The 25,901-nt window shown below is 69.0% G+C and carries 22 protein-coding genes; 19 read left to right on the top strand and 3 right to left on the bottom strand.

Going from position 1 to position 25,901, the window contains the following annotated elements; genetic code table 11:
• Positions 1 to 24: 24 nt before the first annotated feature.
• The 12 genes from WBL06_RS09535 (at position 25) to WBL06_RS09480 (ending at position 14,728) form a co-directional block, all read left to right on the top strand.
• A complete protein-coding gene (locus WBL06_RS09535) occupies positions 25 to 618 on the top strand; it encodes a PadR family transcriptional regulator (protein ID WP_424455757.1) in 594 nt (197 codons plus the stop codon).
• Entirely contained in the window at positions 615 to 1,649 is a 1,035-nt protein-coding gene (locus tag WBL06_RS09530; RefSeq protein ID WP_424455756.1) for a lysostaphin resistance A-like protein, read from the top strand. Before WBL06_RS09535 ends, WBL06_RS09530 begins: the two co-directional genes overlap by 4 nt.
• 7 nt (positions 1,650 to 1,656) lie before the next feature.
• Complete coding sequence (locus WBL06_RS09525; RefSeq protein WP_424455755.1) at positions 1,657 to 2,340, top strand: DsbA family oxidoreductase; 684 nt, start codon at positions 1,657 to 1,659, stop codon at positions 2,338 to 2,340.
• A 223-nt stretch (positions 2,341 to 2,563) separates the two neighbouring features.
• Positions 2,564 to 3,856 carry a glycosyltransferase gene (locus WBL06_RS09520; RefSeq protein WP_424455754.1) on the top strand — a complete coding sequence of 431 codons (1,293 nt, stop codon included), beginning with the start codon at positions 2,564 to 2,566 and terminating at the stop codon, positions 3,854 to 3,856.
• An 8-nt stretch (positions 3,857 to 3,864) separates the two neighbouring features.
• Positions 3,865 to 5,745: a right-handed parallel beta-helix repeat-containing protein gene (locus WBL06_RS09515; RefSeq protein WP_424455753.1), complete on the top strand. Its 1,881-nt coding sequence runs from the start codon at positions 3,865 to 3,867 to the stop codon at positions 5,743 to 5,745.
• On the top strand, positions 5,742 to 6,854 hold the full coding sequence (locus WBL06_RS09510) for a right-handed parallel beta-helix repeat-containing protein (RefSeq protein ID WP_424455752.1): 1,113 nt from the start codon (positions 5,742 to 5,744) through the stop codon (positions 6,852 to 6,854). Before WBL06_RS09515 ends, WBL06_RS09510 begins: the two co-directional genes overlap by 4 nt.
• Positions 6,855 to 6,922: 68 nt before the next feature.
• Positions 6,923 to 8,320, top strand: coding sequence for a UDP-glucose dehydrogenase family protein (locus WBL06_RS09505; protein WP_424455751.1), 1,398 nt, complete (start codon positions 6,923 to 6,925; stop codon positions 8,318 to 8,320).
• 71 nt (positions 8,321 to 8,391) lie between these two features.
• Positions 8,392 to 8,694: a chromate transporter gene (locus tag WBL06_RS09500; RefSeq protein ID WP_424455750.1), complete on the top strand. Its 303-nt coding sequence runs from the start codon at positions 8,392 to 8,394 to the stop codon at positions 8,692 to 8,694.
• Between the two features lie 119 nt (positions 8,695 to 8,813).
• Positions 8,814 to 9,833, top strand: coding sequence for a hypothetical protein (locus tag WBL06_RS09495; protein WP_424455749.1), 1,020 nt, complete (start codon positions 8,814 to 8,816; stop codon positions 9,831 to 9,833).
• Positions 9,834 to 10,144: 311 nt separating this feature from the next.
• Positions 10,145 to 11,833, top strand: a complete 1,689-nt coding sequence (locus WBL06_RS09490) for a glycosyltransferase (protein ID WP_424455748.1) — start codon at positions 10,145 to 10,147, stop codon at positions 11,831 to 11,833.
• Between the two features lie 88 nt (positions 11,834 to 11,921).
• Entirely contained in the window at positions 11,922 to 13,295 is a 1,374-nt protein-coding gene (locus WBL06_RS09485; RefSeq protein ID WP_424455776.1) for a right-handed parallel beta-helix repeat-containing protein, read from the top strand.
• 44 nt (positions 13,296 to 13,339) lie between these two features.
• On the top strand, positions 13,340 to 14,728 hold the full coding sequence (locus WBL06_RS09480; protein ID WP_424455747.1) for a UDP-glucose dehydrogenase family protein: 1,389 nt from the start codon (positions 13,340 to 13,342) through the stop codon (positions 14,726 to 14,728).
• Positions 14,729 to 14,732: 4 nt separating this feature from the next.
• Here WBL06_RS09480 and WBL06_RS09475 read toward each other — a convergent pair whose 3' ends face one another.
• A complete protein-coding gene (locus tag WBL06_RS09475; protein WP_424455746.1) occupies positions 14,733 to 15,203 on the bottom strand; it encodes an aminoacyl-tRNA deacylase in 471 nt (156 codons plus the stop codon).
• Between the two features lie 147 nt (positions 15,204 to 15,350).
• On the opposite strand from WBL06_RS09475, the gene dusB reads away from it, so the two are divergent.
• The 3 genes from dusB to WBL06_RS09460 are packed head-to-tail and all read left to right on the top strand — an operon-like array spanning position 15,351 to position 19,019.
• Entirely contained in the window at positions 15,351 to 16,535 is a 1,185-nt protein-coding gene (gene dusB, locus WBL06_RS09470) for a tRNA dihydrouridine synthase DusB (protein ID WP_424455745.1), read from the top strand.
• Positions 16,528 to 17,784 carry a deoxyguanosinetriphosphate triphosphohydrolase gene (locus WBL06_RS09465; protein ID WP_424455744.1) on the top strand — a complete coding sequence of 419 codons (1,257 nt, stop codon included), beginning with the start codon at positions 16,528 to 16,530 and terminating at the stop codon, positions 17,782 to 17,784. The genes dusB and WBL06_RS09465 overlap by 8 nt, the downstream gene beginning before the upstream one ends.
• Positions 17,781 to 19,019: an MFS transporter gene (locus WBL06_RS09460; protein WP_424455743.1), complete on the top strand. Its 1,239-nt coding sequence runs from the start codon at positions 17,781 to 17,783 to the stop codon at positions 19,017 to 19,019. Before WBL06_RS09465 ends, WBL06_RS09460 begins: the two co-directional genes overlap by 4 nt.
• Here the strand turns inward: WBL06_RS09460 and WBL06_RS09455 are convergent.
• Complete coding sequence (locus tag WBL06_RS09455) at positions 18,988 to 19,887, bottom strand: ROK family protein (RefSeq protein WP_424455775.1); 900 nt, start codon at positions 19,885 to 19,887, stop codon at positions 18,988 to 18,990. The two genes, WBL06_RS09460 and WBL06_RS09455, sit on opposite strands and share 32 nt — an antisense overlap.
• Positions 19,888 to 19,902: 15 nt before the next feature.
• Here WBL06_RS09455 and deoC point away from each other — a divergent pair, with 15 nt between their 5' ends.
• From deoC to WBL06_RS09435, 4 genes are all read left to right on the top strand, one after another.
• On the top strand, positions 19,903 to 20,907 hold the full coding sequence (gene deoC, locus WBL06_RS09450; protein WP_424455742.1) for a deoxyribose-phosphate aldolase: 1,005 nt from the start codon (positions 19,903 to 19,905) through the stop codon (positions 20,905 to 20,907).
• Positions 20,908 to 22,482, top strand: coding sequence for an aldehyde dehydrogenase family protein (locus WBL06_RS09445; RefSeq protein WP_424455741.1), 1,575 nt, complete (start codon positions 20,908 to 20,910; stop codon positions 22,480 to 22,482).
• A complete protein-coding gene (locus tag WBL06_RS09440) occupies positions 22,482 to 23,345 on the top strand; it encodes an aldehyde dehydrogenase family protein (protein WP_424455740.1) in 864 nt (287 codons plus the stop codon). The genes WBL06_RS09445 and WBL06_RS09440 overlap by 1 nt, the downstream gene beginning before the upstream one ends.
• A gap of 146 nt (positions 23,346 to 23,491) precedes the next feature.
• Complete coding sequence (locus WBL06_RS09435) at positions 23,492 to 24,394, top strand: glycerophosphodiester phosphodiesterase (protein WP_424455739.1); 903 nt, start codon at positions 23,492 to 23,494, stop codon at positions 24,392 to 24,394.
• Here the strand turns inward: WBL06_RS09435 and WBL06_RS09430 are convergent.
• Entirely contained in the window at positions 24,391 to 25,728 is a 1,338-nt protein-coding gene (locus WBL06_RS09430) for a M20/M25/M40 family metallo-hydrolase (RefSeq protein WP_424455738.1), read from the bottom strand. The genes WBL06_RS09435 and WBL06_RS09430 overlap by 4 nt on opposite strands.
• Between the last annotated feature and the right edge of the window lie 173 nt (positions 25,729 to 25,901).

The following is a 25,901-nucleotide window of genomic DNA, read 5'->3' as shown; positions in this document are numbered from 1 at the left end:
CATCCGGCCTGAGGTATTTCTCCGATGTCACTGCGATTCGCGCTGCTCGCGCTGCTGAGCGTCGACGCCATGACGGGCTACGACCTGCACAAGCGCTTCGACTCGTCGGTCGGTCATGTCTGGTACGCCCCTGACTCGCAGATCTACCCCGAGCTGCGCAAGATGGAAGCCGACGGCGTCGTCACCGCCGAAGAGGTGCCGTGGGGCACCAAGGGCACCAAACGCGAGTACTCCATCACCGACGCGGGCCGCGAGGCGTTGCGCGGCTGGATGAACGCGATGCTGCCCTACGCGCGGTTCCGCGACGCGATGCACCTGAAGTCGGCGTACTTCGAGTGGGCCAGTCCGGATGCCGCCCGCGCCCAGTTGCGCGCCCACATCGCCCACTACGAGGGTGAACTCGCTCAGTGGGAAGAGCAGATCCACCAGATCGACACGGCGACCTCCCCGATGCTCAACCGCCGCCTCGCCGTGACGCCCGTGCAGGACAAGAAGCGCACGGTGGCGTTCAAGCGGTACGCCTACGAGGGCCTCGTTCAGCGTGCGGAACAAGAGATCGCCTGGGCACGTGACGGGCTGCGGCTGATCGACGAACTCGAAGAGGAGAAGGACGGATGACCGACGCTACCGCGCCCCCCGCCGCACCGGCGGCACAGCCCGAACTCACGATCGTCGAACTGCCGTACCACCGGCTGTACCGTGCTCAACCCGCCTACCGCTGGTGGCGTCCGCTCGTCGCGATCGTGATGACCGCCGTGTTCTTCCTCGGCGTCAGCCTGCTGCTCGCCGTGCCGCTGTTCATCGTGCTGTTCGCGACCAACGCGATCGACTTCCTCAGCCCCGACGTGAACGACGAGCTCACGGCGCTGGTCAGCCCCGACATGGCGCGACCATGGACCCTCCTGTTCGGGCTTGGCTCGATCATCCTCGTGCTGCCGCTCGTGCCGCTCGCGTTGCGCATCGCCGGCATCCGACCCGCCGGTGTGCGGGTCAACATCCTGCACTCGGTGCTGATGAGGCTGCGGTGGCGCTGGCTCCTCGTCGCCTTCATCCCCGCCGCCGCCGTGTGGATCGTGACCTTCGCCGGGCAGATCGGAATCGGTCTCTCGCTCGGTGATGAGCTGCTTCCCTTCAGCATCGATGTACCGACCTACCTGATCTCCGTGCTCATCGTGGTGTTGCTGGTGCCGCTGCAGGCGGCGACCGAGGAGTACCTCTACCGCGGTGTGCTGTTGCAGTCGGTCGGCGCATGGGTGCGCTGGGCGCCGGTGACGATCGTCGTTTCGGCCGCGATCTTCGGGGTCAGTCACGCCTACGACGGATGGGGCATCCTCACGGTCGTCGTCATGGCGGTGGGCTTCGCGGTCGTCACGATCCGCACGGGCGGTCTCGAGGCGAGCATCGCGATGCACACCGTGAACAACGTCGCCGCCTTCGCCGTGATGGGCACCGGCATGTTTGGTCCGACGGGGATGACGGAAGACACCGGCGGGCCTGCCGGGCTGGTCGCTCAGATCATCACGGTCGGACTGTGGGTCGCCGGTGTGGAGTGGTTCGCGCGGCGCAACGGGATCGAGCGGCTGAGCCGTATCGGCGTTCCCCTGATCCCCGCGCCACCCGCGGGAATGCTGCGGCCGTACGGCAGTTGAACCTGGAGTGACTGCTTCCTCTGAACCGATCAAGGTCGACATCTGGTCGGACATCGCCTGCCCGTGGTGTTTCATCGGCAAGCGCAAGTTCGAGGCGGCGGTCGCCGCGTCGGGTCTTGCGGTCGAGGTGGAGTTCCATTCGTTCGAACTTTCACCGACCACGCCGGCGGAATTCCGGGGCCGTCACCACGAGTTCCTCGCCGGTCACGCGGGCGTCTCGCTCGAGCAAGCCGCGGCGATGGGGGAGCGGGTCACCGTCCTCGCGGCCGCGGTCGGGCTGAGGTTCGACTACGACCGGCTGCAGACCACCAACACGGTTCTCGCTCATCAACTCGTGCACTACGCCAAGGCGCGCGGCCGGCAGCCCGAGATGAAGGAACGCCTGATGAAGGCGTACTTCGAGGAGGGCCGCCACGTCGGCCGCATCCCCGAACTCGCCGACCTCGCCGCCGAGATCGGCTTCGACCGCGACGAGGTCGTGCGCTCTCTGGAGTCGGGGGAGTACCTCGCCGACGTGCGGGCAGACGTCGCGCTGGCGGGTGGCCTCGGCATCCGCGGTGTGCCGTTCTTCGTGCTCGACGGCAAGTACGGCATCTCGGGTGCGCAGGAGCCGGCGACCTTCGCCGACGCCCTCGAGCAGGTGGCCACGGAGCGTCTCGCAGCGAGCGCCTCTCATGTTTCGGGGGTGTAAACCAGGGTGAACGGGACGTAAACCTTCCTCGATATTTGCGTTCTCAGCTTGACGCGGTCCCCCATTGCGCCGACATGATGAGCATCAACAGCCGGTAGTGCGGTGACGGGAATCCACCCCGATTAGGGTTCTGGATCGTCGCACTCGGTCAATGGGGATTACGTCAGATCAGGCGACGTCGGCCAGCGCCACCTTTTCGTCCCCCCAACGAAGGCTGCCCCCGATGCCCGCAATCGTTTTGTCGTTTCCCGACCCCGCCGACGGCATTCTCGCCGATACGTTCGACCTCGAACCGATCGCGAACTTCCTCGCCACTCTGGTGCCGTACTTTCCGCTCGCACTCGCGGGAACCGTCGTCTGGCTGCTCTGGCTATTCCGAGTGATCCTGTCGGCACGCACCGGCCCGATCGAGAGCGACTTCCGCACCACGACATCCGTGGTCGTGCCGTCATTCCACGAAGACCCCGACATCCTCATGCGCTGTCTCGACACCTGGCGCGCGCAGAACCCTGACGAGATCATCGTGGTGCTCGACGTCGCCGACCTCGAGGCCTACGACCGCATCGTCGCTCTCGACGACGACCGCCTGCGCCCGATCCTCTTCGAGCACGCCGGCAAGCGATCGGCACTCGGGGCCGGCATCCGGCTCGCTCGTTTCGAGCTGCTCGTGCTCACCGACTCCGACACCTCGTGGACGCCCGGACTGCTCATCGAGGTGCAGAAGCCGTTCGTCGACCCCGCGGTCGGCGGCGTGTCGACTCAGCAGAACGTCTACGCCCGCACCACGAGCATCTGGCGTCGCGTCGCCGACTGGCTCGTGAACCTGCGCTACTACAACTACGTGCCGGCGATGGGCCGTGCCGGAGCGGTGCCCTGCATTTCGGGTCGCACCGCGGTGTACCGCAAAGCCGCCGTCCTCCCCGTGCTCGAGCGCCTGGAGAACGAGTTCTTCCTCGGCAAACGGTGCATCTCGGGCGATGACGGGCGTCTGACCTGGCTCGTGCTCGCGTCGGGCTACAAGACGGTGCACCAGCGCTCCGCCCGGGCGTTGTCGATGTTCCCGTCGAGCTTCGCGGCGTTCGTGAAGCAACGGGTGCGCTGGAGCCGCAACTCCTACCGGTGCTACCTGACGGCGATCGCCAAGGGCTGGCTGTGGCGCCAACCGTTCGTCACGAAGGTCACCGTTCTGCAGATCCTGTTGACCCCGGTGACTATGGGCTTCACCATCGGCTACATCCTGTTCAGCCGGTTCGACCTGACCCCGATCGCGATCACCGCCGTCGTCGCGTGGCTGTTGATCACCCGGGGCATTCGCGGCTTCTCGCATCTGCGTCGGCATCCCGGAGAGTTGTTGCTGCTGCCGATCGTCGCCCTCGTCGTGATCTTCATCGCCCTCCCGATCAAGCTCTACGCGTTCGTCACCATGAACAAGCAGGGCTGGCTCACTCGACACGCCCACCAGATCGGTGGCGACGGCCAGACCGCCCGGTCGCTCGGCGCGGAGGTGACCGCGTGATGCGCGGAATGGCTGCCGGCGTCCTCGCCGTCGGCCTGATCGCCGGCAGCTCGATCGGCGCCACCGCCGCCCCGGTCGCCGGGTTGCCGGTCGGCATGGCGCCGGACGACGACGTCACCGCCGGTCGTGGTTATCCCGGCGACCCTGCCGAGGAGGCCCGTCTCGTCGCCGCCGAAGAGCGACGACTGATCGACATCGAGGCGAGCATGTCGAGCGCCGCCGCTGCCGGGATGGCTCCGACGCGTCCCTTCCGCCTGACGACCACCGGCGTGCCGACCGTCGTGCTCGTCGCCCGCAGCGGCGCGTACACGCTCGAAGAACTCGCTCGGATCGCGCCACGTAGCGTTGCCGTGCAAGGCGACGGCTCCTACCTCGTCTCTGAGCACCTTTACGTCGCCGAAGGCGCCACGCTCCGGCTCTCCGGCGACGGTCTGCGGGTGTTGCTGGCGTCATCCGCCGACGGGTTCGCCTCCATCGTCGGCGACGGCGGCGATCTGCTCATCGAGGGAGACGCCGGTGCTCCCGTCTCGATCTCGAGCTGGGATGGCGACGGCCCCGATCTGGTCACCGCGGATGGCCGTGCCTATGTTCGCGAACACGGCGGCCACGCGTCGATCATGAATGCGGAGTTCTCTGACCTGGGCTTCTGGAGTGGGATTACTGGAGGTCTGTCGCTCACCGGCACCGTCATCCCCGAGCCCCTGTTGGCCGACGACCTCGGGAGCGCTGCTGCCCCGGCCGACCCGGTCGAGGTTTCCGGCATCGAGGGCAGTGAGGCTCTCGCCGGAAGCGGCGGCGAGGCGCTCGACACCCTCGCCCTCGACTCGGGGCTGACCGTCAACGGCTACGCCTCCGCCCTCATCCAATCGGTGACGGTCACCGGCAGCGCCTTCGGTTTGTTCGTCACGAACTCCGACCGCGTCGAGATCCGCGGATCGCGCTTCGCCGACAGTCTTGTCGACGGCCTCGTCTTTCATCGCGACGTCACCAACACGACCGTGACCGGCACGAGTGCGGTCGGCAATGCGCAGGATGGATTCAACCTGACCCGCGCCACCTCGGGCGTCGTGTTCGATGGGCTCACCGCGCGCTCGAACGGTCGAAACGGCATCACGATCGAGGGTCGCTCGCTCGTCGACGGACCCAGCGCGACCGGCATCGCGACGACGGTCTACGGCGACAACGAGGTGCGCAACTCCACCTCGACCGACAACGGTCGCTACGGAATCGAAGTCGTCGGTGGGCAGGATGTCACCGTCGTCGGTAACGATGTCGCCCGCAACGACATGGGCATCGTGGTCGACAGCGGCGCCACCGGCATCACGGTGCGCGACAACGACGTGTCGGCCTCCGCGAATCAGGGAATCGCCCTGCGGGATGCCGGGCTGGATGCCGTGGTCACCGACAACCGGGTCGACGGCGCCGAGATCGGCATCTTCGCCCGTGACGCCGGAGGTGCATTCGAAGACAACACGGTGACGGATGTCTCCAACCACGGGATCGCCCTCGTCGGGGAGACCGGCGCGTCGACGATCGTCGGCAACACGGTCTCCGGATCGGGTCCGAGCGCGATCGACGTGTATCGCACCGCGGGTGTCGCGGTGCGCGACAACGACATCGCTGAGTGGCGCAGCACCAAACCGATCTCGGTGGTGCTCCGCGCCGTCTTCCAACCGCTCACGATCCTGTGGATCCTGATCGCGCTCGCCATCCTCGGGTCGGCGCTGTTCGTTCGGCGGCCGCGGGTTGTGCGCGATCCGTTCGCCGACCACGCGCCGCTCACGACCTTCACACGCGGCATCGTGTCGCGTGAGGAGGCAGCGCCGGCACCGGTCGTGGAGCAGCAGCGCGAGCTCGAGCGGGAGCTCGTCGGGGCGGGGTCGTCGTGACCGACGGAATCCCGGGCGTGATCAGAGCCCGACCGATAACGGCCGTCGTCGCGGCGTTCGTGCTGGGTGCCGTGCTCGTCGGCTCGGTCTGGGCCGCAACGAACGCCGTCCGCCCCGCCGACGGGGATGCCGAAGCGGTCGGCGCCCTCGAGCCGACCGACGAGCTCCCCGACGGTCCGCTCGACGGTTCAGGCCCCGCCCCGGCGGACGCGGTCGAGGGATGTCCCGCATCCGGCACCACGGTGGCGGATGCCGCTCAGCTGCAGGATGCGCTCGACGCGGCGGCGCCGGGTGACGTCATCGCGCTCGCCCCTGGCAGCTACCTCGGCAACTTCGTCGCGGGCGCCTCGGGCACCGCCGACCGACCGATCACACTCTGCGGTTCTCGCGACAGCGTGCTCGACGGCGGCGACATCGACGGGGGGTACGTGCTGCACCTCGACGGGGCGTCGTACTGGCACCTCGTGGGCTTCACCGTCACCAACGGGCAGAAGGGCGTGATGGCCGACGGCACCGTCGGTTCGGTCATCGAGGGGCTCACGGTGCACACCATCGGCGACGAAGCCATCCATTTGCGCCGCTTCAGCACCGACAACACGGTGACCGGCAATCAGGTCAGCAACACCGGCCTGCGTCGGGAGAAGTTCGGCGAAGGCATCTACATCGGAACCGCCGAGAGCAATTGGTGCGACATCACCGACTGCGCCCCTGACGCGTCCGACCGCAACCTCATCGAGGGCAACACCATCTGGGCGACGACCGCCGAGTCGATCGACATCAAGGAGGGCACGAGCGATGGCATCGTGCGCGGCAACACCTTCGACGGATCCCGGTTGGTCGAGGATGACGCCGACTCGTGGGTCGACGTCAAAGGCAACGACTGGCTCATCGAGGGCAATGTGGGCACGAATTCGCCACGTGACGGCTTCCAGACTCACGAGATCCTCGACGGCTGGGGCACCCGCAACGTCTTCCGCGGGAACACCGCGAACGTCAATGGACCCGGCTTTGGGTTCTCGCTCACTCCCGCACGCGACAACGTCGTCACCTGCGACAACCAAGCTTCCGCCGCCGGAGAAGGAACCGCAAATGTGACCTGCTCCGGTTGACAGAAGAGCGCCGCCCCGATTAAGGCGCTTCCCCCATCCGCAACACCCACGTCCTGTTGGAGGATCAAGTGGCTACCCAGAATCTCGATCTCGTCACCCCCCGGGTGGGATCGCCGCGTATCACCGTTATCGGGACGGGATACCTCGGCGCCACCCACGCCATCTGCATGGCAGTGCTCGGCTACGACGTGCTCGGCGTCGACGTCGATCCGGCCAAGATCGACGCGCTCGCCTCCGGCCGCGTGCCGTTCTACGAACCCGGTCTTCCCGAGAAGCTGCGGGAAGCATTGGATGCCGGCCGCCTGCGCTTCACGACCGACTTCGACGAGGCCGCCGCGTTCGGCGACGTGCACTTCGTCTGCGTCGGCACCCCGCAGGCGCCGGGCTCTCACGCCGCCGACCTGCGTTATGTCGACTCGGCCTTCACTGAACTCGCCCGCCGGATCACGCGCAAGGCGCTGCTCGTGGGCAAGTCGACGGTGCCGGTCGGGACCGCCGACCGGCTGACCGCGCTCGTGCAGGAGGTGTCGCCGATCGGCACCGAGCTCGAACTCGCCTGGAACCCCGAGTTCTTGCGCGAGGGTTTCGCCGTCGAGGACACCCTTCACCCCGACCGTCTCGTGTTCGGTGTCGCGTCGGAGTGGGCTGAGGAGCAGCTGCGCCGCGTATTCCGCCCGATTCTCGAGGAGGGCACGCCTCTAGTCGTGGGCGACCTGCCGACCGCGGAGTTGGTGAAGGCCGCCGCGAATTCGTTCCTCGCGACGAAGATCTCGTACATCAACGCGATGGCCGAGATCTGCGAGACGACGGGAGCCGACGTCACCGTGCTCGCCGAAGCGCTCAGCCACGACGCCCGGATCGGCGGCAAGTTCCTCAAGCCTGGCCTCGGCTTCGGCGGCGGGTGCCTGCCGAAAGACATCCGCGCGTTCCGGCACCGCGCCGAAGAGTTGGGGGTCGGAGACGCGATCTCCTTCCTCGACCAGGTCGACCAGATCAACCTCCGTCGCCGCAGTCGCACCGTTGATCTCGCCCGGGAGCTCGTCGGCGGGAGCCTCGACGGGGTGAAGGTCGCCGCACTCGGGGCGGCCTTCAAGCCGAACTCCGACGACGTGCGAGACGCTCCCGCGCTCGACGTGGCACGGATGCTCTACCTGGAGGGTGCGAACGTCGTCGTCTACGACCCGGAAGCGAACGTCAACGCGCACCGGGTCTACCCCGACCTCGACTACGTCGAGTCCCTTGCCGAAGTCGTCGACGGCGCCGATGTGGTGCTGTTGCTCACCGAGTGGGACGAGTTCCGGGATGCCGACCCGGCCGCCCTCGGGGTGCTCGTGGCCGAGCGTCGCATCATCGACACGCGCAACGTGCTCGATGCCGAGGCCTACCGATCCGCCGGCTGGACGTACCGCGCGCTGGGCCGTCCGGCCGCTGTCGAGGTTCCGGCGGAGTCGGAAGCGGTCGCTTAGCGATCGATCAGAGTTCTGCCGGGGTCCGACGCTTATCGGGAGCCACGACCCCGGCAGACACCCTCTTCAGGGTGTCTGCCACTCTACGCAGGACCGAGTCGAGCGTGGAGACGGATGCCGCCCCACGTGGGAGCGTCGACCCGGCGCGGCTGGATCGACGAGAAGGGCTAGCCGACCTCGTCGCGTTGTGCCAGTTCCTGCCCGGTCCCGCGTCGAGCCAGGTCGGCTTCGCCCTCCAGCTGGTGCGGGCCGGTCCGTTCGGGGTGCTCGCCGCGTTCCTCGCCTTCACCCTGCCCTCAGCACTGCTGCTGGCCGCCTTCGACTTCGGGGCGGGACTCTTCGACAGTCCCGTCGGAGGCGGCATCCTGAGGTGAACGACACGCCGAAGATCGTGCTGCAGCCGTTCGGCGAGGCGGGCGAGGTGTGTGAAGACGACGTGTGCCTGGTTCCGCCCCGGGTTGTCGTGAGCGCAGACCCGGTTTAGCGTGAATGGATGTCTGGCACGCCGACATCCGCAGTGATCGCCGTTCTCGCCCTCGCCGTTCTCGGCGGCTGCGCGGCGTCCGATGGGTCGGCGGGCACGCCGTCCCCGTCGCAGACCGGTGCGTCGAGCGGCATCCCCGTGTGTCCCGAGGGCGGTATCGAGGTCGCGACAGCTGAGGAGTTGAGCGACGCCCTGGCCGAAGCGAAGCCGGGCGATGTGATCCGGCTCGCCGACGGCACGTACGAGGGCACGTTCGTGGCCGACTCTCCCGGCGAGCGCGACGCGCCGATCCACCTCTGCGGCAGCGTGGACGCTGTGCTCGACGGCGGCGGCACCGATGACGGCACCGTGCTGCACCTCGACGGCGCGAGCAATTGGATGCTGCTGGGCTTCACCGTGCAGAACGGCAAGAAGGGCGTGATGGCCGATGGCGTCGTCGGCAGCGTGATCGGCGGCCTGACGGTGCGCGAGATCGGCGACGAGGCCATCCACCTGCGGGCTTTCAGCACCGACAACCTGATCGTCGGAAACGTGGTCTCGGACACCGGGCTGCGCAAGCCGGAGTTCGGCGAGGGCATCTACATCGGCAGCGCGGAAGAGAGCTGGTGCGACGTCAGCGACTGCGAGCCCGACGCCAGCGACGGCAACGAGATCGTCGGCAACACGATCAGTGCCACGACGGCGGAGTCGATCGACATCAAGGAGGGCACGACGGGCGGGCTCGTGCAAGACAACGACTTCGACGGCTCGGCGCTCACCGGCGACGCGGACTCGTGGGTCGACGTCAAGGGCAACGACTGGGTGATCACCGGCAACCGAGGAACGAATTCGCCCGCCGACGGCTTTCAGACCCACGAGATCCTCGAGGGCTGGGGGACGGGCAACAGCTTCTCGGGCAACGTCGCCCAGGTGAACGGACCGGGGTTCGGTTTCGCGCTCACCCCCGAACGTGGGAACACCGTCGACTGCGACAACGTCGCCGAGGGGGCGGAGAGCGGCCTCGCGAACGTCGAGTGCCGGTCTCCATAGCGAGCGGTTCGTCCCGAGTCAAGACCCGATCGGTCCAGCCGGGGCGCCGATGAGGGTTCTCTCATCGGCAGCGGCCGCAACCTGACTCCGTGGCGCGCGGAACCGGCCTCTGATCAGGATTTTCGATGTGTCCGCCGGTGACGCACTGTGCTCCAGAGCGCGCTGAACGCGCCCTGGAAGACTCCTGAAAGGGCCACCGAACGCGCGTCGACGCGTGCCTACCGTCGATGCACGTCGACTCGCCTGGGGGCCTCGCCGAAAGACCTCTCCCAGGGTGCGGCGCACCGCATTCGAACCCGAGGAGATCCGCCATGGCCCCGAGCGACCCGCTTAGCGACCTCGACGACTGGTGGAATTCGCTGCCCTGGCAGGACTGGTGGAACACCGTCATCGTCGTGCTCGGTCGGGTGTTCGACCAGCTCGGGGCATGGGCGGCCGCGGTCGAGCCGTTCATCCCGATCGCCGTCGCGGGGACGGTGGTCTGGAGCATCTGGCTCGTCCGGGTGTTCGTCTCGCGCACCGCCCGCCCGATCGTCACCGATTTCCGCACGAGCGTGTCGGTCGTCGTGCCGTCGTTCCACGAAGACCCCGACATCCTGCTCGAGTGCCTCGACACCTGGCGCGCGCAGAAGCCGGACGAGATCATCATCGTGCTCGACGTGCGCGACCTCGAGGCGTACGACCGCATCGTCGCCCTCGGCGACAGCCGGGTGCGTCCGATCCTCTTCGAACACGTCGGAAAGCGCTCGGCGCTCGGAATCGGAATCCGAGAGGCTCGTTCGGAGCTCATCGCACTCGTCGACTCCGACACGAGATGGACTCCGGGCCTGCTGGAGGCCGTGCAGATGCCCTTCAAGGACCGAAGGGTCGGGGGCGTCGGAACGCAGCAGAACGTGTACCAACGCGAGACGAGCGTCTGGCGCCGGATCGCCGACTGGATGGTCAACCTCCGCTACTACGACTACGTGCCGGCGATGGGCAAGCTGGGAGCGGTGCCGTGCCTCTCCGGACGCACCGCGGTCTACCGACGGGCCGCCGTCATCCCGGTGCTGTACCAGCTCGAGAACGAGTACTTCCTCGGTCGCCGCTGCGTGGCCGGCGACGACGGGCGACTCACCTGGCTCGTGCTCGCGCAGGGGTACCGCACGGTGCACCAGAGCTCGGCGAAGGCGCTTTCGATGTTTCCCACAACGTTCCGCGCGTTCGTCAAGCAGCGCGTGCGCTGGAGTCGCAACTCGGTGCGCTGCTACCTCACCGCGATCGCGAAGGGCTGGCTGTGGCGCCAGCCGATCCTGACGCAGATCACGGTGCTGCAGATTCTGCTCACCCCGCTCACGATGGGGCTGACGATCGCCTACCTGGTGTTCTCCCGGCTCGAACTCACCCCACTCGGCGTCGCCCTCGCGCTCGGCTGGGTGGTGCTCGGCCGCGGCATCCGTGGCTGGTCGCACCTGCGGCGGCATCCGCGTGATCTGCTGCTGCTGCCGCTGATGACGTTCACGGTGATTCTCGTCGCGCTGCCGATCAAGGTCTGGGCGTTCGTCACGATGAATCGCAGGGCTGGCTCACCCGGCGGGCCGGCCAGGTCGGCGGTGACGGCCAAACGGCCCGCACCCTTCAACCCGTCTCTCGAGAGGTGGTCAACGCATGAGCGCGATCGGAAAATTCTTGGCAGCGATCATCGTGCTCGCCGTCGCGGCGTTCGTCGGCGGAGCACTGTTCGCCCCCCAACTCACCGGCACTCTGATCGGCCAGGTCATCGGCGAGCAGCCGGTCGCCACCACCGATCCGGAGGAGGTCGAGGAGATCACCGGCGACCCGTATCCCGGCGATCCGGATGCGGAGGCGGCTCTCGTCGACGCAGAGTCGGAGCGGCTCGTCGCCGTACGCACCGCGGCATCGGCCGGCCCCTCGGAGCAACTCGACACGACGGCGCCGTTCCGCCTGGCGAGCGGTGGGCGGCCGACGTTCATCGTGCCGGGGCGCGAGACTCCCTATGATCTCGCGGAGATCGCGGAACTCGCCCCCGACACCTTGGCGGCGGACGGGCCCGATGGCGCCTACGTGCTCAAAGAGCATCTCGCGCTGATGGACGGGGCGGTCCTGGTCATCCCCGCCGGGGCACGACTGCTGCTCGCGGCCGACCAATCGGGCTTCAGCACGCTCGTGGCGCTCGGCGGCCGGCTGAGCGTGGAAGGCACCGCCGAGAGCCGGGTCACGATCGAGAGCTGGAACCCCACCACCGGCGGCCCGGATGACGTCACCGCTGACGGACGTCCCTACCTGAGGGTCATCGGGGGCGATCTGCGCGTCGCCTTCACCGACCTCCGCGCCCTCGGATTCTGGAGCGGAGAGACCGGGGGCCTCGCGTACGACGGCGACCGTAGCGCCGAGCGCGAAATGCAGACGCCTGTTGTCGGCCCCGATGGCGCCCCGACGGTCGAGATCACGGAGGCTGCCGTCGAACCTGCGCGGCTCGAGGTGTCGGGTGTTCTGGTGCAGGGCTGCGCGTTCGGCCTCACCGTCGCCAACGTCGAGAGCCCCATCATCGGCGACTCGGCCTTCGTCGAGAGCCTCGCCGACGGGCTGGTGCTCGACCGCGCCGTCACCGGGGCGACCGTCGATCAGGTGGAGGCATCCCGCAACGCGCGTGACGGGATCGTCGTGGACAACACCACCTCGGGCACCCGGATGACGGGTCTCGTCGTCAATGCCAACTCCCGGAACGGCCTCGTTCTCGACGGGACGGCCCCGGCCGAGGGTCCCAACTCGACCGGGGCACCCACCGCCGTGTCGGGCGACTCGGTGGTCGAGGGCGGAACATTCGACGACAACACGCGCGCCGCGATCGACGTCGTCGGCGGCACCGCGGTGCGCGTCGCGGGCGTCACCGTGAGTGGCGGCGACATGGGCATCGTGCTCGGCGGCGGCCCCGTCGACGTGCAGATCACCGACAGCGCTCTTTCCGGGCAGACCCGTCACGCGATCTCGATCCGCGACGACGCGCAGGATGTGGCCGTCGGCAATAACGAGATCTCGAACGTGCAGGTCGGCGTCTACGTGCGCAACGCCAAGGCCGACGTCACCTCGAACGTGATCTCCGACGTCGAACTGCACGGCATCGTGCTCACCGGCCGCCTCGCCGGCAGCAAGATCACCGAGAACGAACTCTCCGGAACCGGTCCGTCAGCGATCAACGACGACCGCGCCCTCAACGCCCGCGTCGAGGCGAACTTGATCGACGGGTGGGCCTCGAGCCGATCGATCGAACAGATTCTGCGCACCCTCATGCAGCCGCTCACCATCGTCTGGATGCTCGTGGTGACGCTCGTCATCGTCGCCCTCATCACCCGGCTCGGCGCCGGCCGCAAGCGGGGCGACCCGCTACGCGACCGCCGGCCGCTTCAAGCGATGAGCCGCGGCGTCTTCGACCGCGCCGAAGCCGGACGGTTCAGCGGATGAACCGCGACCTGAACGACAAACCCATCAGTAAAGGAGAAGAGCGCATGAACACCGAACCCCTGCGCGTGACGGTGATCGGCACCGGCTACCTCGGCGCCACGCACGCCGTCTGCATGGCGATCCTCGGCTACGACGTGTTGGGCGTGGATGTCGACCGCGAGAAGATCGCGGAACTCTCGGCGGGCCGCGTGCCGTTCTTCGAACCCGGACTCGACGAGAAGCTGCGCGAGGCGCTCGGCTCCGACCGCATCCGCTTCACCGCCGACTTCGACGAGGCCGCTCGCTTCGGCGACATCCATTTCGTCTGCGTCGGCACCCCGCAACAGGAGGGCTCGAACGCGGCCGAGCTGGCGTACGTCGAATCGGCGTTCCGCGAACTCGCCACCCGGATCGACCGCAAGGCGCTGCTCGTCGGCAAGTCGACGGTGCCGGTGGGGACGGCCCAGCGTCTCACCGAGATGGTGCACGACGTCTCGCCGGCCGGCGACGAACTCGAACTCGCCTGGAACCCCGAGTTCCTGCGCGAGGGCTTCGCGGTCGAAGACACCCTGCATCCCGACCGGCTCGTGTTCGGGGTGACGTCGGAGTGGGCCGAGCAGCAGCTGCGCGCCGTGTTCCGCCCGATCCTCGACGAGGACACGCCGCTCGTCGTCGCCGACCTCGCGACGGCGGAACTGGTCAAGGTGGCCGCCAACTCGTTCCTGGCGACGAAGATCTCATACATCAATGCGATGGCCGAGGTGTGCGAGGCGACCGGTGCCGACGTCGATCTGCTCGCCACCGCCCTGTCGTACGACGATCGGATCGGCGGGCGGTTCCTCAAGCCGGGGCTCGGGTTCGGCGGCGGCTGCCTGCCGAAGGACATCCGCGCCTTCCGGCACCGTGCCGAGGAGCTCGGGATCGGGCAGTCCGTCGCCTTCCTCGGAGAAGTCGACGCGATCAACATCCGGCGCCGGGAGCGCACCGTCGATCTGGTGCGCGAACTCGCGGGAGGCGACCTCACCGGGGTGCGCGTTGCGGCGCTCGGGGCGGCGTTCAAGCCGAACTCCGACGACGTGCGCGACGCCCCCGCGCTCGACGTCGCGCGGCTGCTCTACCTCGAGGGCGCGCACGTCGTGGTCTACGACCCGGAGGCGAACGCGAACGCGCACCGGGCGTACCCCGACCTCGACTACGTCGACTCGCTCGGCGATGCGACCGACGGAGCGGAGGTCGTCGTGTTGCTCACCGAGTGGGACGAGTTCCGCTCGGCCGACCCGGGGTTGCTGGGTCACATCGTGGCCCAGCGCCGCATCGTGGATGCCCGCCATGCGCTGGACGCCGAAAGGTATCGGGCCGCGGGCTGGGAGTACCGCGCCCTCGGGCGTCCGGACGGGGCCGGGGCGGCGCAGCTCACCCCGCACGAAAAAGACGTGCTGACGCCGCCGAGTTGACCAACTACAGTGCCTCGGTGATGTCGGCGAGGGTCGCCTCAAGGCCGCGCACGAGGTCATCCGCCTGCACGAACAGTGAGTAGCCGTGCTCGCCGGCGCCCATCGAGACGCGCTTCCCGGCGATCGTAGAGTCGGCGAACACGGGCCACGCGGTCGTCGACCCGAGCGGCGTGATCGTGCCGCGTTCGTACCCGGTCGCCTCGAGCGCGAGTTCCGCTTCGGGCAGTCGCAGCTTGTTGACCCCGACGACGGCCCGCAACTTCGCCCAGGAGATCTGCCGGTCGCCCGGCACGAGCGCGAACAGGTAGCTGCCGTCGTGACGCCGCACGACGAGCGACTTCACGATGTCGCCGGGCTGGATGCCCAGGATGCTCGCCGCTTCTTCGAGTGTGCTCGCCGGCATCCGCTCGATGATCTCCACTGGGATGCCGCGGGCTTCCGCATCCGCCGCCACCCGTTCCTTGCCGCTCGTCATCTGACAATTCTCGGGTGTGCCGGCACTAACTCTTCACCAGACGGGCAGGCGGCTGCACTAGGGCCTCGCCGCCCTTGCTGAGTGAGAGTTAGCGTCGCGGCGGCTCGGGCACCGACACCTCGAAGCCCGGTCTGAAACAATCGGAGGGTGTCCACGTCCCTCGCCGCGAAGCCCCTCAGCATCGGGGGCATCGAGCTGACCGTTCCGGTCGTGCTCGCGCCGATGGCGGGCATCACGAACACGGCGTTCCGTCGGCTGTGCCGGGAGTACGGCGCGGGGCTGTATGTCTCCGAGATGATCACCAGCCGCGCCCTCGTCGAGCGCACGCCCGAGAGCATGCGGCTCATCCGCCACCACGAGTCGGAGACGCCGCGCAGCATCCAGCTCTATGGGGTCGACCCGAAGACGGTGCGCGAGGCGGTGACGATGCTCGTCGCCGAGGATCGCGCCGACCACATCGACCTCAACTTCGGATGTCCGGTGCCGAAGGTCACCCGCAAGGGCGGGGGAGCGGCGCTGCCGTGGAAGCTCGACCTGTTCCGCGAGATCGTCGAGGGCGCCGTACAGGCTGCCGGCAAGGTTCCGCTGACGATCAAGATGCGCAAGGGCATCGACCCCGAGCACCTCACCTACCTCGAGGCAGGCCGCATCGCCGAGGGGGCCGGGGTCGCGAGCATCGCCCTGCACGCCCGCACCGCGAGCGAGTTCTATTCGGGCCACGCCGACTGGTCGGCGATTCGCGCCCTGAAAGAGACGGTGACCGATGTTCCGGTGCTCGGCAACGGCGACATCTGGTCGGCCGAGGATGCCCTGCGCATGGTCGCCGAGACCGGATGCGATGGCGTCGTGGTCGGGCGGGGATGCCTGGGCAAGCCGTGGCTGTTCGGTGACCTGGCGGTTGCGTTCGGCGGGGGGCCTCGACACGGCGGCTCCGCCGCCTACTCGACCACCGACGACATTCAGCCGAACCTTGGGGAGGTCGCCCGCGCCTACAAGCGTCACGCCGAGCTTCTCGTCGAGTTCTTCGAAGACGAAGGGCGGGCGACGCGCGACATCCGCAAGCACGTCGCCTGGTACTTCAAGGGCTATGCGGTCGGCGGCGAAACCCGCGCGGCGCTCGCGATGGCGTCGAGCCTCGACGAGATCGACCAGCTGCTCGGCGGCCTCGACCACGACCAGCCGTACCCGGGTGCGCCCGCGGAGGGCCAACGCGGCCGCGCGGGAACCCCGAAGACCCCGAGCCTGCCCGACCGTTGGCTCGATAGCCGCGAGATCGCGGAAGGCATGCGGGCCGAGGTCGCCGACGCCGAACTGCACAACAGCGGTGGCTGAGTCCGCCGCCCCGCTCACGGCCGGGTATGACGAGGCGGATGCCGAACGTCGCCTTCCCGAGAACCATGTGAGCCGTCGCGGCGACTTCGCCCGCGACCGTGCGCGCATCCTGCACTCGAGCGGCTGGCGCCGGCTGGCGCAGAAGACCCAGGTGCTGAGCCCGACGGCGGGGCTCGACTTCGCGCGCAACCGGCTCACCCACTCCCTCGAGGTCGCGCAGGTCGGGCGCGAGCTCGCGTCAAGGCTGGGCCTCGACCCCGACATCGTCGACACCGCGTGTCTCGCGCACGACCTCGGGCATCCGCCGTTCGGGCACAACGGGGAGCGCGCGCTCGCGGAGTGGGCGAGCGACATCGGCGGCTTCGAGGGCAACGCGCAGACGCTGCGACTGATCACCCGGCTCGAGCCGAAGGTCTTCGACGACACCCGCTCCTACGGACTCAACCTCACGCGCGCGAGCCTCGACGCGTCGTGCAAGTACCCGTGGCCGGCGGCGCAGGGCATCCCCGACCCGTCGGGCCGCAGCAAGTTCGGCTTCTACGCCGACGACACCGACGTGTTCGAGTGGATCCGCGCGGGCGCACCCCAGCGGGTCCGCTGCATCGAGGCCCAGGTGATGGATCTCTCCGACGACATCGCGTACTCGGTGCACGATTTCGAGGATGCGATCGTCGGCAACTTCCTCGACGTGCGGGCGCTCGGCGCGCGGGTCGACCACGACGCCCTCGTGGATTCGATGTTCGCCTGGATCGGCGGCGAGTTCGACCACGACACCCTGGTTGCCGCGTTCGACCGCCTCGACAACCTCGACTATTGGATCGACTCCTGGGACGGCAGCCGCCGCGACCTCGCCCGGCTCAAGAACCTCACCAGCTTCCTCATCGGGCGCTTCGCCGGGCACGCCGAGCGCGCCACTCGCGAGGCCTACCCGCAGCCGGCGCTCGCGCGCTTCGGGGCGGATGTCGTGGTGCCGCGCGAAACGCAGGCCGAGATCGCGGTGCTCAAGGGGATCGTCGCGGCGAACGTCATGTCGACGAACGCCCGCAAACCGCTCTACGCGCGGCAGCGCGAGGTACTCGCCGAGCTCGCCGACGCGCTGCTCGCCGACCCGAGCCACCTGGATGTCGGCTTCGCCGAGGATTGGGCGGCCGCGGGTGACGATGCCGCGCGCAAACGCGTCGTCGTCGACCAGGTCGCCTCGCTTACTGACGTGTCGGCGAACGCCTGGCACGACCGGCTCGTCGGGTGACGTCGCCCGGCTACCCCGCGGTGCGCAACGGGCGGCTCTTCGCGCTTCTCGGTCTCGTGCTGGTCGCGTTGTCGATGCGCAACGCGGTCGCCGTCGCCGGCCCGCTGTTCCAGATCATCTCCGGCGACCTGCAGCTCGACGTCGTGGTGTTGTCGCTGATCGGGGCGGCACCGCCGATCGGGTTCGCGCTCGCCGGGCTCATTCTTCCGGCGATCACCCAACGCTTCGGTCTCGAGTGGACGCTGATCGCGGCGCTCGCGGTGCTCGTCGTCGGCCAGGCCGTGCGTGCCCTCTCCGGCGACGCCGCGGTGCTTGTCGGTTCGACGCTGGTCCTGATGGGCGGCATTGGCGCGATCAACGTGTTGCTTCCGCCTCTCGTGCGGCGGTACTACCCCGACCGCGTCGGCGGCTTCACGTCGCTCTACCTCGTGCTGATGGGGGTCGGTGCCTCCGGTCCGGCGTTCGTCGCGGTGCAGATCGCCGAGGCCACCAGCTGGCGGGTCGCGATCGGGCTGTGGCTCGTCATCCCTCTTCTCGCGCTCCTGCCCTGGTTGGCGAATGTGCGCGCCTATCGCGGCGTGGCGCCACCGAGCGTCGTTGCGTCGGGCGTCGAGCCCGGGCGAGAGGCGCGCCGCGTCATGAGTTCGCCGACCGCCTGGGCGATCACGGCGACGTTCACGCTGAGCTCGATCAGTATCTACGCCGCGATGGCCTACCTGCCGGCGATGCTGACCGCCGTCGGGGTGATCCCGGCCGTCGCCGCCGCGACCCTCGGGATCGTCATCGTGATCGGCATCCCGGAGGCGTTGATCGTGCCGCTGCTGGCGACCCGCTCGCGCACCGTGCTGGGGATGATCGTCGTCGCCGGGGTGTGCGGTGTCGCCGGGTGGGCCGGGATGCTGCTGGCTCCGTCGTCGGCACCGTTCCTCTGGGGGGTGCTGATCGGGCTCATACCCATCGTCTTCCCGCTCGCGCTCCTCCTGGTGAACACGCGCACGCGTGACCACCAGGTCACCGTGTCGGTGAGCGGCTTCGTACAGGGGGTGGGCTACGTCGCGGCGGGGCTGTTCACCCTCATCGTCGGCCTCTTACACGACGCGACGGGCAGCTGGGCGGTGCCGATCATCCTGTTGCTCGCGACAATGGTGCTCGTCGTACCGGCCGTCGCGGTGCTGCGTCGCGATCGAATGGTCGATGACGAGGTCAGTCAGACACGAGCGCGGCGGCCCCGATGAGCGGGGCTTCGTCGCCGAGCCCGGCGCGCACGATGCGGGTGGCCCGCACGAACCCGAAGCCCTCGTCGGCGGCGGCGCGCACGAGGTCGATGTAGTCGGGCGCCGAGCGCGAGAAGCCACCGCCGATCGCGACGACGTCGAGGTCGACGAGCGCGCTCGCCGACGCGATCGCGAGGCCGACGGCCCGGGCGGAGCGCTCGATCGCCGCGCGCGCTCGCGGGTCGGGCGAGGCGGCGAGGTCTTCGCCCGTCGACCCTTCCCAGCCCTGGGCCCGCGCCCAGCGCACCGAACTCGGACCCGACGCGATCGCTTCGACGCACCCGCGCCGTCCGCACGCGCACAAATCGTCGTAGCCCGACACCTGGATGTGCCCGATGTGCCCGGCGTTGCCGCTCGCACCGCGGATGCCGCGGCCGTCGAGCACGAGTCCGCCGCCGACGCCGGTCGAGACGACCATCCCCATGACGTTGTCCGACCCGCGAGCGGCACCGTAGCGCTGTTCGGCGAGGGTGATCGCGAGACCGTCAACCGCGAACACGACCTCCGCACCGGGCACCAGCGCCGCCACGACGTCACGGAACGGGTGGTCGCGCCACGCCGGAACGTTGAGGGGCGAGGCGAGTCCGCGCACCGTGTCGACCGGGCCGGCCGAGCCGACACCCACCCGGGCCACGGTCGACGAACCCAACGCACCCCGCACGACCTCGGCGACCGCGGCATCCAGCTCGTCGGACGAGCGCTCGGGTCCCGTCGGGCGGCGCGTGCGAGTGCCCTCGACGATGCGCCCGTCGGTGACGAGCGCCGCCTCGACCTTGGTTCCGCCGAAGTCCACCGCCAGAACGGGTCCCTGCTCAGTCACGGCCCCCAGCGTAGACTTCCTCGGATGAATGCGACGTCGCTGGCCCCAGCCGAACGGGCGGTCAAGCTGCTCGGCGGCGACCTCACCGAGAAGAGCCTCCGGCTGCACCTCGAAGGGCTATCGGGGGTGGATGCCGTGGGCCTCGAATCCCGCGCCGCCGGTCTCGGCACGCGGTCGATCAAGACCACCTCGAAGGCGTGGGCGCTCGACAAGATCATCACCCTCATCGACCTGACGACCCTCGAGGGAGCCGACACGCCCGGCAAGGTGCGGTCGCTCGTGTCGAAGGCGATCACGCCCGATGCGACCGACCCGTCGACCCCGCGCGTCGCCGCGGTGTGCGTGTACGGCGACATGGTCGCGACGGCCGTCGAGGCGCTCGGCGACCTGCACGGCGACCCGGATGACGGCAAGATCTCGGTCGCGGCGGTCGCGACGGCGTTCCCGAGCGGCCGGGCGTCGCTGCGGGTGAAGCTGGCCGACACCGAGGATGCCGTGGCCGCCGGCGCCGACGAGATCGACATGGTCATCGACCGCGGGGCGTTCCTCGCCGGCAACTACGGCAAGGTCTTCGAAGAGATCATCTCGGTGAAGGAAGCCTGCCGCCGGGAAGACGGGTCGTACGCGAGCCTCAAGGTGATTCTCGAGACCGGCGAACTCAACACCTACGACAACGTGCGCCGCGCATCCTGGCTCTCGATCCTCGCGGGTGGCGACTTCATCAAGACCTCGACCGGCAAGGTGCAGCCCGCGGCGACGCTGCCGGGGACGCTGCTCATGCTGCAGATCGTGCAGGAGTGGCACCGCCTCACCGGCGAACGCGTCGGGGTGAAGCCGGCGGGCGGCATCCGTGCCTCGAAGGACGCCATCAAATACCTGGTGACCGTCGCCGAGACGGCGGGCGAGGAGTGGCTGCAGCCGCACCTGTTCCGCTTCGGCGCGTCGACGCTGCTCAACGACGTGCTCATGCAGCGGCAGAAACTCACAACCGGTCGCTACAGCGGCCCCGACTACGTGACGGTGGACTAAATGGCAGACGCTCGGTCGTCGAGTAGCGCGTCAGCGCGTGTCGAGACGCAACACTTCCTGGATTACGCCCCGGCCCCCGAGTCGACGAGCATCCTGAATCTCAAGAAGTCGTACGGGCTGTTCATCGACGGCGAATTCGTCGACGGGTCGGGCTCGGGCTTCGACACCATCTCGCCGGCGACCGAGAAGAAGATCGCCGAGATCGCGACGGCGACTCCCGCGGATGTCGATCGGGCGGTCATCGCCGCCCGTCGGGCGTTCGACAAGACCTGGTCGAAGATGTCGGGCGCCGACCGCGGCAAGTACCTGTTCCGCATCGCGCGGCTCATCCAGGAGCGTGCGCGCGAACTGTCGGTGGCCGAGAGTCTCGACAACGGCAAGCCGATCAAAGAGAGCCGGGATGTCGACATCCCCCTCGTCGCCGCCTGGTTCTTCTACTACGCCGGGTGGGCCGACAAACTGGACTACGCCGGGCTCGGCTCCTCGCCCCGCGCGCTCGGGGTCGCGGCACAGGTCATCCCGTGGAACTTCCCGCTGCTCATGCTCGCCTGGAAGATCGCGCCAGCGCTCGCCGCGGGCAACACCGTCGTGATCAAGCCCGCCGAGACGACGTCGCTGTCGGCGCTGATCTTCGCCGAGATCCTGCAGCAGGCCGACCTGCCGAAGGGCGTCGTGAACATCGTCACCGGTGCCGGGGAGACCGGCGCGACGCTGGTGCGGCATCCGGATGTCAACAAGGTGGCCTTCACCGGATCGACCGCCGTCGGCCGTGAGATCGCGAAGGCCGTCGCCGGTACCGGCAAGAAGGTCACGCTCGAACTCGGCGGCAAGGCGGCGAACATCATCTTCGACGACGCCCCGATGGAGCAGGCGATCGAAGGCATCGTCAACGGCATCTTCTTCAACCAGGGTCACGTCTGCTGCGCCGGCAGCCGGCTGCTCGTGCAAGAGAACGTGCACGACGACGTCGTGGCGCGGCTCAAGGAGCGGCTCTCGACGCTGCGCCTCGGCGACCCGCTCGACAAGAACACCGACATCGGGGCGATCAACTCCCGCGAGCAACTCGACCGCATCACGGCGCTTTCGAAGATCGGCGAAGACGAGGGCGCCGAGCGCTGGAGTGCGCCGTGCGAGATTCCGAAGAACGGGTTCTGGTACGCCCCGACGATCTTCACCGGAGTGCAGACCTCGTCGACGATCGCCCGAGAGGAGATCTTCGGCCCGGTGCTGTCGGTGCTGACCTTCCGCACGCCGGCCGAGGCGATCTCGAAAGCCAACAACACGCCCTACGGCCTCTCGGCAGGCATCTGGAGCGACAAAGGCTCGAAGATCCTCGCCGTCGCCGACAAGCTGCGTGCCGGAGTCATCTGGGCGAACACCTTCAACCGCTTCGACCCCGCCTCCCCGTTCGGCGGCTACAAGGAGTCGGGGTACGGCCGCGAGGGCGGCCGCCACGGATTGGCGGCCTACCTTCGTGGGTCGAGCGATGGATCGAGTAGCGCGCAGCGCGTGTCGAGATCTAGCGCGCACAGCGCGCGTGTCGAGACGCCCCGCGCGAAGAAGGCAGGTCGCTGATGGCTCGCCTCAGCATCCCCAAGACGTACAAGCTCGCGATCGGCGGGGCGTTCCCGCGCAGCGAGTCGGGCCGCACGTATAAGGTGACCACCCCGAAGGGCGTGTTCCTCGCGAACGCGGCGCTGGCATCCCGCAAGGACGCCCGGGATGCCGTGGTCGCCGCCCGAGCGGCACACGCCGGCTGGGCGGGTGCAACGGCGTACAACCGCGGGCAGGTGCTGTACCGCATCGCCGAACTGCTCGAGGGCCGCCGGGAGCAGTTCATCGAAGAGTTGCGCCTCTCCGAGGGCGCGTCGGCGGCTGCCGCATCCCGGCAGGTGGATGCCGCGATCGACGCCTGGGTCTGGTACGCCGGCTGGGCCGACAAGTACAGCCAGGTCGCCGGTTCGGGCAACCCGGTCGCCGGCCCGTACTTCAACCTGTCGGTTCCCGAGCCGACGGGTGTCGTCGTGGTGATCGCGCCGCAGGGGGTCGCCGGGGGCTCACTGCTCGGTTTCGTGGCTACGGTCGCCCCGGCTCTCGTCGCCGGCAACACCGTCGTCGCGATCGCCGACTTCACGCGGCCCTTGTCGGCGATCTCGCTGGCTGAAGTGCTCGCCACCAGCGACGTGCCCGGGGGAGTCGTCAACGTGCTCACCGGATCACCCGCCGAGATCGCCCCGTGGCTCGCCGCGCACGCCGACGTCAACGCGCTCGACCTCACCGGGGCCGGAGACCTCGACTGGGTCGATCTCGAGATCGCCGCCGCCGACACCCTGAAGCGCGTGATGTCGCCGGAGCCCGGCATCCCCGCCCTGAGCCTCTCCCGCATCCTCGCCTTCACCGAGACCAAGACCGTCTGGCACACCATGGCCCTCCTCTGACCTCGGTGGTCGAGTAGCGCCCGAAGGGCGCGTGTCGAGACCAAGGTCACGAAATGGTGAACGAACGATAACGGAACGGTAACGAGCCGTGCTATCGTCGTCGGCACCCGCAGTGTCGCGGGCAACCCGCAACCCGAGGGCGATGCATGACGACGATGTCGTGGGCCGAGCGTGCCGACCGGCACCTGCTGCGCGTGGGCGCCGCCGCCTTGGTCACCATCGCATCCGTCGCCGTTCTCGTACTCGCACCCGGCGCGATCCGCGCGTACGCCGCCAACCTGATGGGGCCACTGCGGGCTCCCGGGGAGGCGGCATTCATCGCAGCCCACCGCGGCGACCGCGCGACGGCCCCCGAGAACACCGTGCCCGCGTTCGAGGCGGCGGTTGTCAGCGGCTCCGGCTTCATCGAGGTCGACGTGCAACTCACCGCCGACGGCTACCCGGTGCTGATCCACGACCGCACCGTCGATCGCACCACGACGGGCAGCGGCGCCGTTGGCGATCTCACGCTCGCCGAGATCCGCACCCTCGACGCCGGCTCCTGGTACGCCCCGCAGTTCGCCGGAGTACAGGTGCCGTTGTGGGGCGAGTTCCTCGACACCCTCGTCGGCGCGAACGACGTGACCGCGCTCGTCGAGCTCAAGCACGCGTGGACTCCCGACGACATCGAGACGCTCATGAGCGGCATCTACTTCCGCGGCCTCCAAGACCGCGTCGTGTTCGCATCCTTCTCGACGACCACGGTGCAGGGGTTGCAGCAAACGGCCCCGCTCTTCCCGCGCGTGCTCATCCGCCGCATCCTGCCGATCGACCCGGTTGCCGTCGCCCAGCGCTACGGCGTGATCGCGATCATGACCCGTTCGTCGGCGCTCGAGGCCCGACCGGACGCGGTCGAGCGGATGCACGAAGCCGGGTTGGGCGTGCTGCTCTACACCCTGAACAGCGAGGAGCGCTGGGGTGAGGCACTCGCCTACGGGGTGGACGGCATTGTGACCGACAAGCCCTCGGCCCTCGACGCCTGGATCGCGCAGACGGCGCCTGGAACCTAGGCGCCCTCGAGCAGGGCTCGGTAGAAGCGGATGCCGCGCAGATAGGACTCGACGCGGATCGACTCGTCGATCGCGTGCAGACCGGCGATCTCGGCCTTCGTCAGTTCGAACGGCGTGAAGCGGTAGACGGCGGGGGTGAGGCGGGTGAAGTGCCGGCCGTCGGTGGCGCCGAGCATCGCGTAGGGCACCGGCACGGCATCGGGATGCGACGAGCCGAGAGCGGCGATGAGCCGCTCCCACGGGCGGCCGGTGGTCGGCGCCACGGGGGGCGGGTCGGAGCCGCGCACGACCCGCACCTCGAGGCGCGGGTCGCCGATGTCACGGCGGATGCGCTCGACCTCTGCCTCGAGACTCGACCCGACGACGATGCGCATGTTGATCGACGCCGTCGCCACCTCGGGCAGCACGTTGTCGGCCGCAGCACCGCGCAGCCGGGTGACGACCCGGGTGGTGCGGATGAGCGCGTTCGCCTCGTCGCTGCCGCGCGAGAGCGCCCGCAGCAGAACCGGCCGAAACAGCCGAGGATGCCGATACGCCACCCCGAGCACCCCGTGGGCGCGGGCGGCGAGGGCGGCGAACATCGGGAACGCCGTCGGCGGTAGCCCGGCGGGCACGGGCCGAGACACCCGCTGGATGGCGCGGGCCAGTCGCGCGGTCGCCGTCACGCCCGAGCGGGGCGGGTGGGCGGCGTGCCCGCCCGGCTCGACGGCGCGCAGCTCGATCGTGGCGATGCCCTTCTCGGCGATGCCGATGACGGCGGTCGGTGCGGCCACTCCGGGAAACTGCCCCTGCACGACCGCGCCACCTTCGTCGAGCACGAAGTCAACGGCGACTCCGCGTTCGCGCAGCACCTCGACGGCGCGTTCCGCTGCCGTGCCCTGCACCTCTTCGTCGCCCCCGAAGCTCAGGTAGACGTCGTGCTCGGGCACGAAGCCGGCGGCGAGCAGGTCGTCGACCGCTTCGAGGATGCCGGCGAGCGCCCCCTTGTCGTCGATCGCGCCGCGTCCCCAGATGCGGCGGACGCCATCCTCATCGGTCGTCAGAGCGGCGTCGAACGGCTCGTGCGTCCAGCCCTCCTCGTCGGCGGGCACGACATCCCAGTGCGCCATGAGGATGAGCGCATCCCCCCGCTCGCGGCCGGACCAGCGGTAGAGCAGTCCGGGGCCGTCGAGGTGCTCGAGTTCGAGAGCGGCATGGATGCGGGGGTACAGCTCGGCGAGTAGCACCGGGAAGCGGGTGAAGGCGGCCGCGTCCTGCATGTCGCTGTCGTCGCGCGACACCGTCGGCACGCGGATGAGTTCCCGCAGTCGCTCAACGGCGGCGTCGTCATCCACGCCCCGAGCCTAGGGTTTCGGCCAATTCGGTGGTCGAGTAGCCGCCGCAGGCGGCGTGTCGAGACCCGGCCTCGTCTCGGTGGTCGAGTAGCCGCCTGCGGCGGCGTGTCGAGACCCGGCCTCGTCTCGGTGGTCGAGTAGCCGCCTGCGGCGGCGTGTCGAGACCCGGCCTC

The sequence above is a fragment of the Pseudolysinimonas sp. genome, from assembly GCF_049651805.1.
GTDB lineage: Bacteria > Actinomycetota > Actinomycetes > Actinomycetales > Microbacteriaceae > Pseudolysinimonas_A.
This window is presented reverse-complemented; position numbering and strand designations above follow the sequence as displayed.

Bases quoted from the DNA above. Each gene is read 5' to 3' on its own strand.
- WBL06_RS09535 (WP_424455757.1), top strand. From the start codon at position 25: ATGTCACTGCGATTCGCGCTGCTCGCGCTGCTGAGCGTCGACGCCATG.
- WBL06_RS09530 (WP_424455756.1), top strand. From the start codon at position 615: ATGACCGACGCTACCGCGCCCCCCGCCGCACCGGCGGCACAGCCCGAA.
- WBL06_RS09520 (WP_424455754.1), top strand. From the start codon at position 2,564: ATGCCCGCAATCGTTTTGTCGTTTCCCGACCCCGCCGACGGCATTCTC.
- WBL06_RS09515 (WP_424455753.1), top strand. From the start codon at position 3,865: ATGGCTGCCGGCGTCCTCGCCGTCGGCCTGATCGCCGGCAGCTCGATC.
- WBL06_RS09495 (WP_424455749.1), top strand. From the start codon at position 8,814: ATGTCTGGCACGCCGACATCCGCAGTGATCGCCGTTCTCGCCCTCGCC.
- WBL06_RS09490 (WP_424455748.1), top strand. From the start codon at position 10,145: ATGGCCCCGAGCGACCCGCTTAGCGACCTCGACGACTGGTGGAATTCG.
- WBL06_RS09485 (WP_424455776.1), top strand. From the start codon at position 11,922: ATGGACGGGGCGGTCCTGGTCATCCCCGCCGGGGCACGACTGCTGCTC.
- WBL06_RS09480 (WP_424455747.1), top strand. From the start codon at position 13,340: ATGAACACCGAACCCCTGCGCGTGACGGTGATCGGCACCGGCTACCTC.
- WBL06_RS09475 (WP_424455746.1), bottom strand. From the start codon at position 15,203: ATGACGAGCGGCAAGGAACGGGTGGCGGCGGATGCGGAAGCCCGCGGC.
- deoC (WP_424455742.1), top strand. From the start codon at position 19,903: ATGAATGCGACGTCGCTGGCCCCAGCCGAACGGGCGGTCAAGCTGCTC.
- WBL06_RS09445 (WP_424455741.1), top strand. From the start codon at position 20,908: ATGGCAGACGCTCGGTCGTCGAGTAGCGCGTCAGCGCGTGTCGAGACG.
- WBL06_RS09440 (WP_424455740.1), top strand. From the start codon at position 22,482: ATGGCTCGCCTCAGCATCCCCAAGACGTACAAGCTCGCGATCGGCGGG.
- WBL06_RS09435 (WP_424455739.1), top strand. From the start codon at position 23,492: ATGACGACGATGTCGTGGGCCGAGCGTGCCGACCGGCACCTGCTGCGC.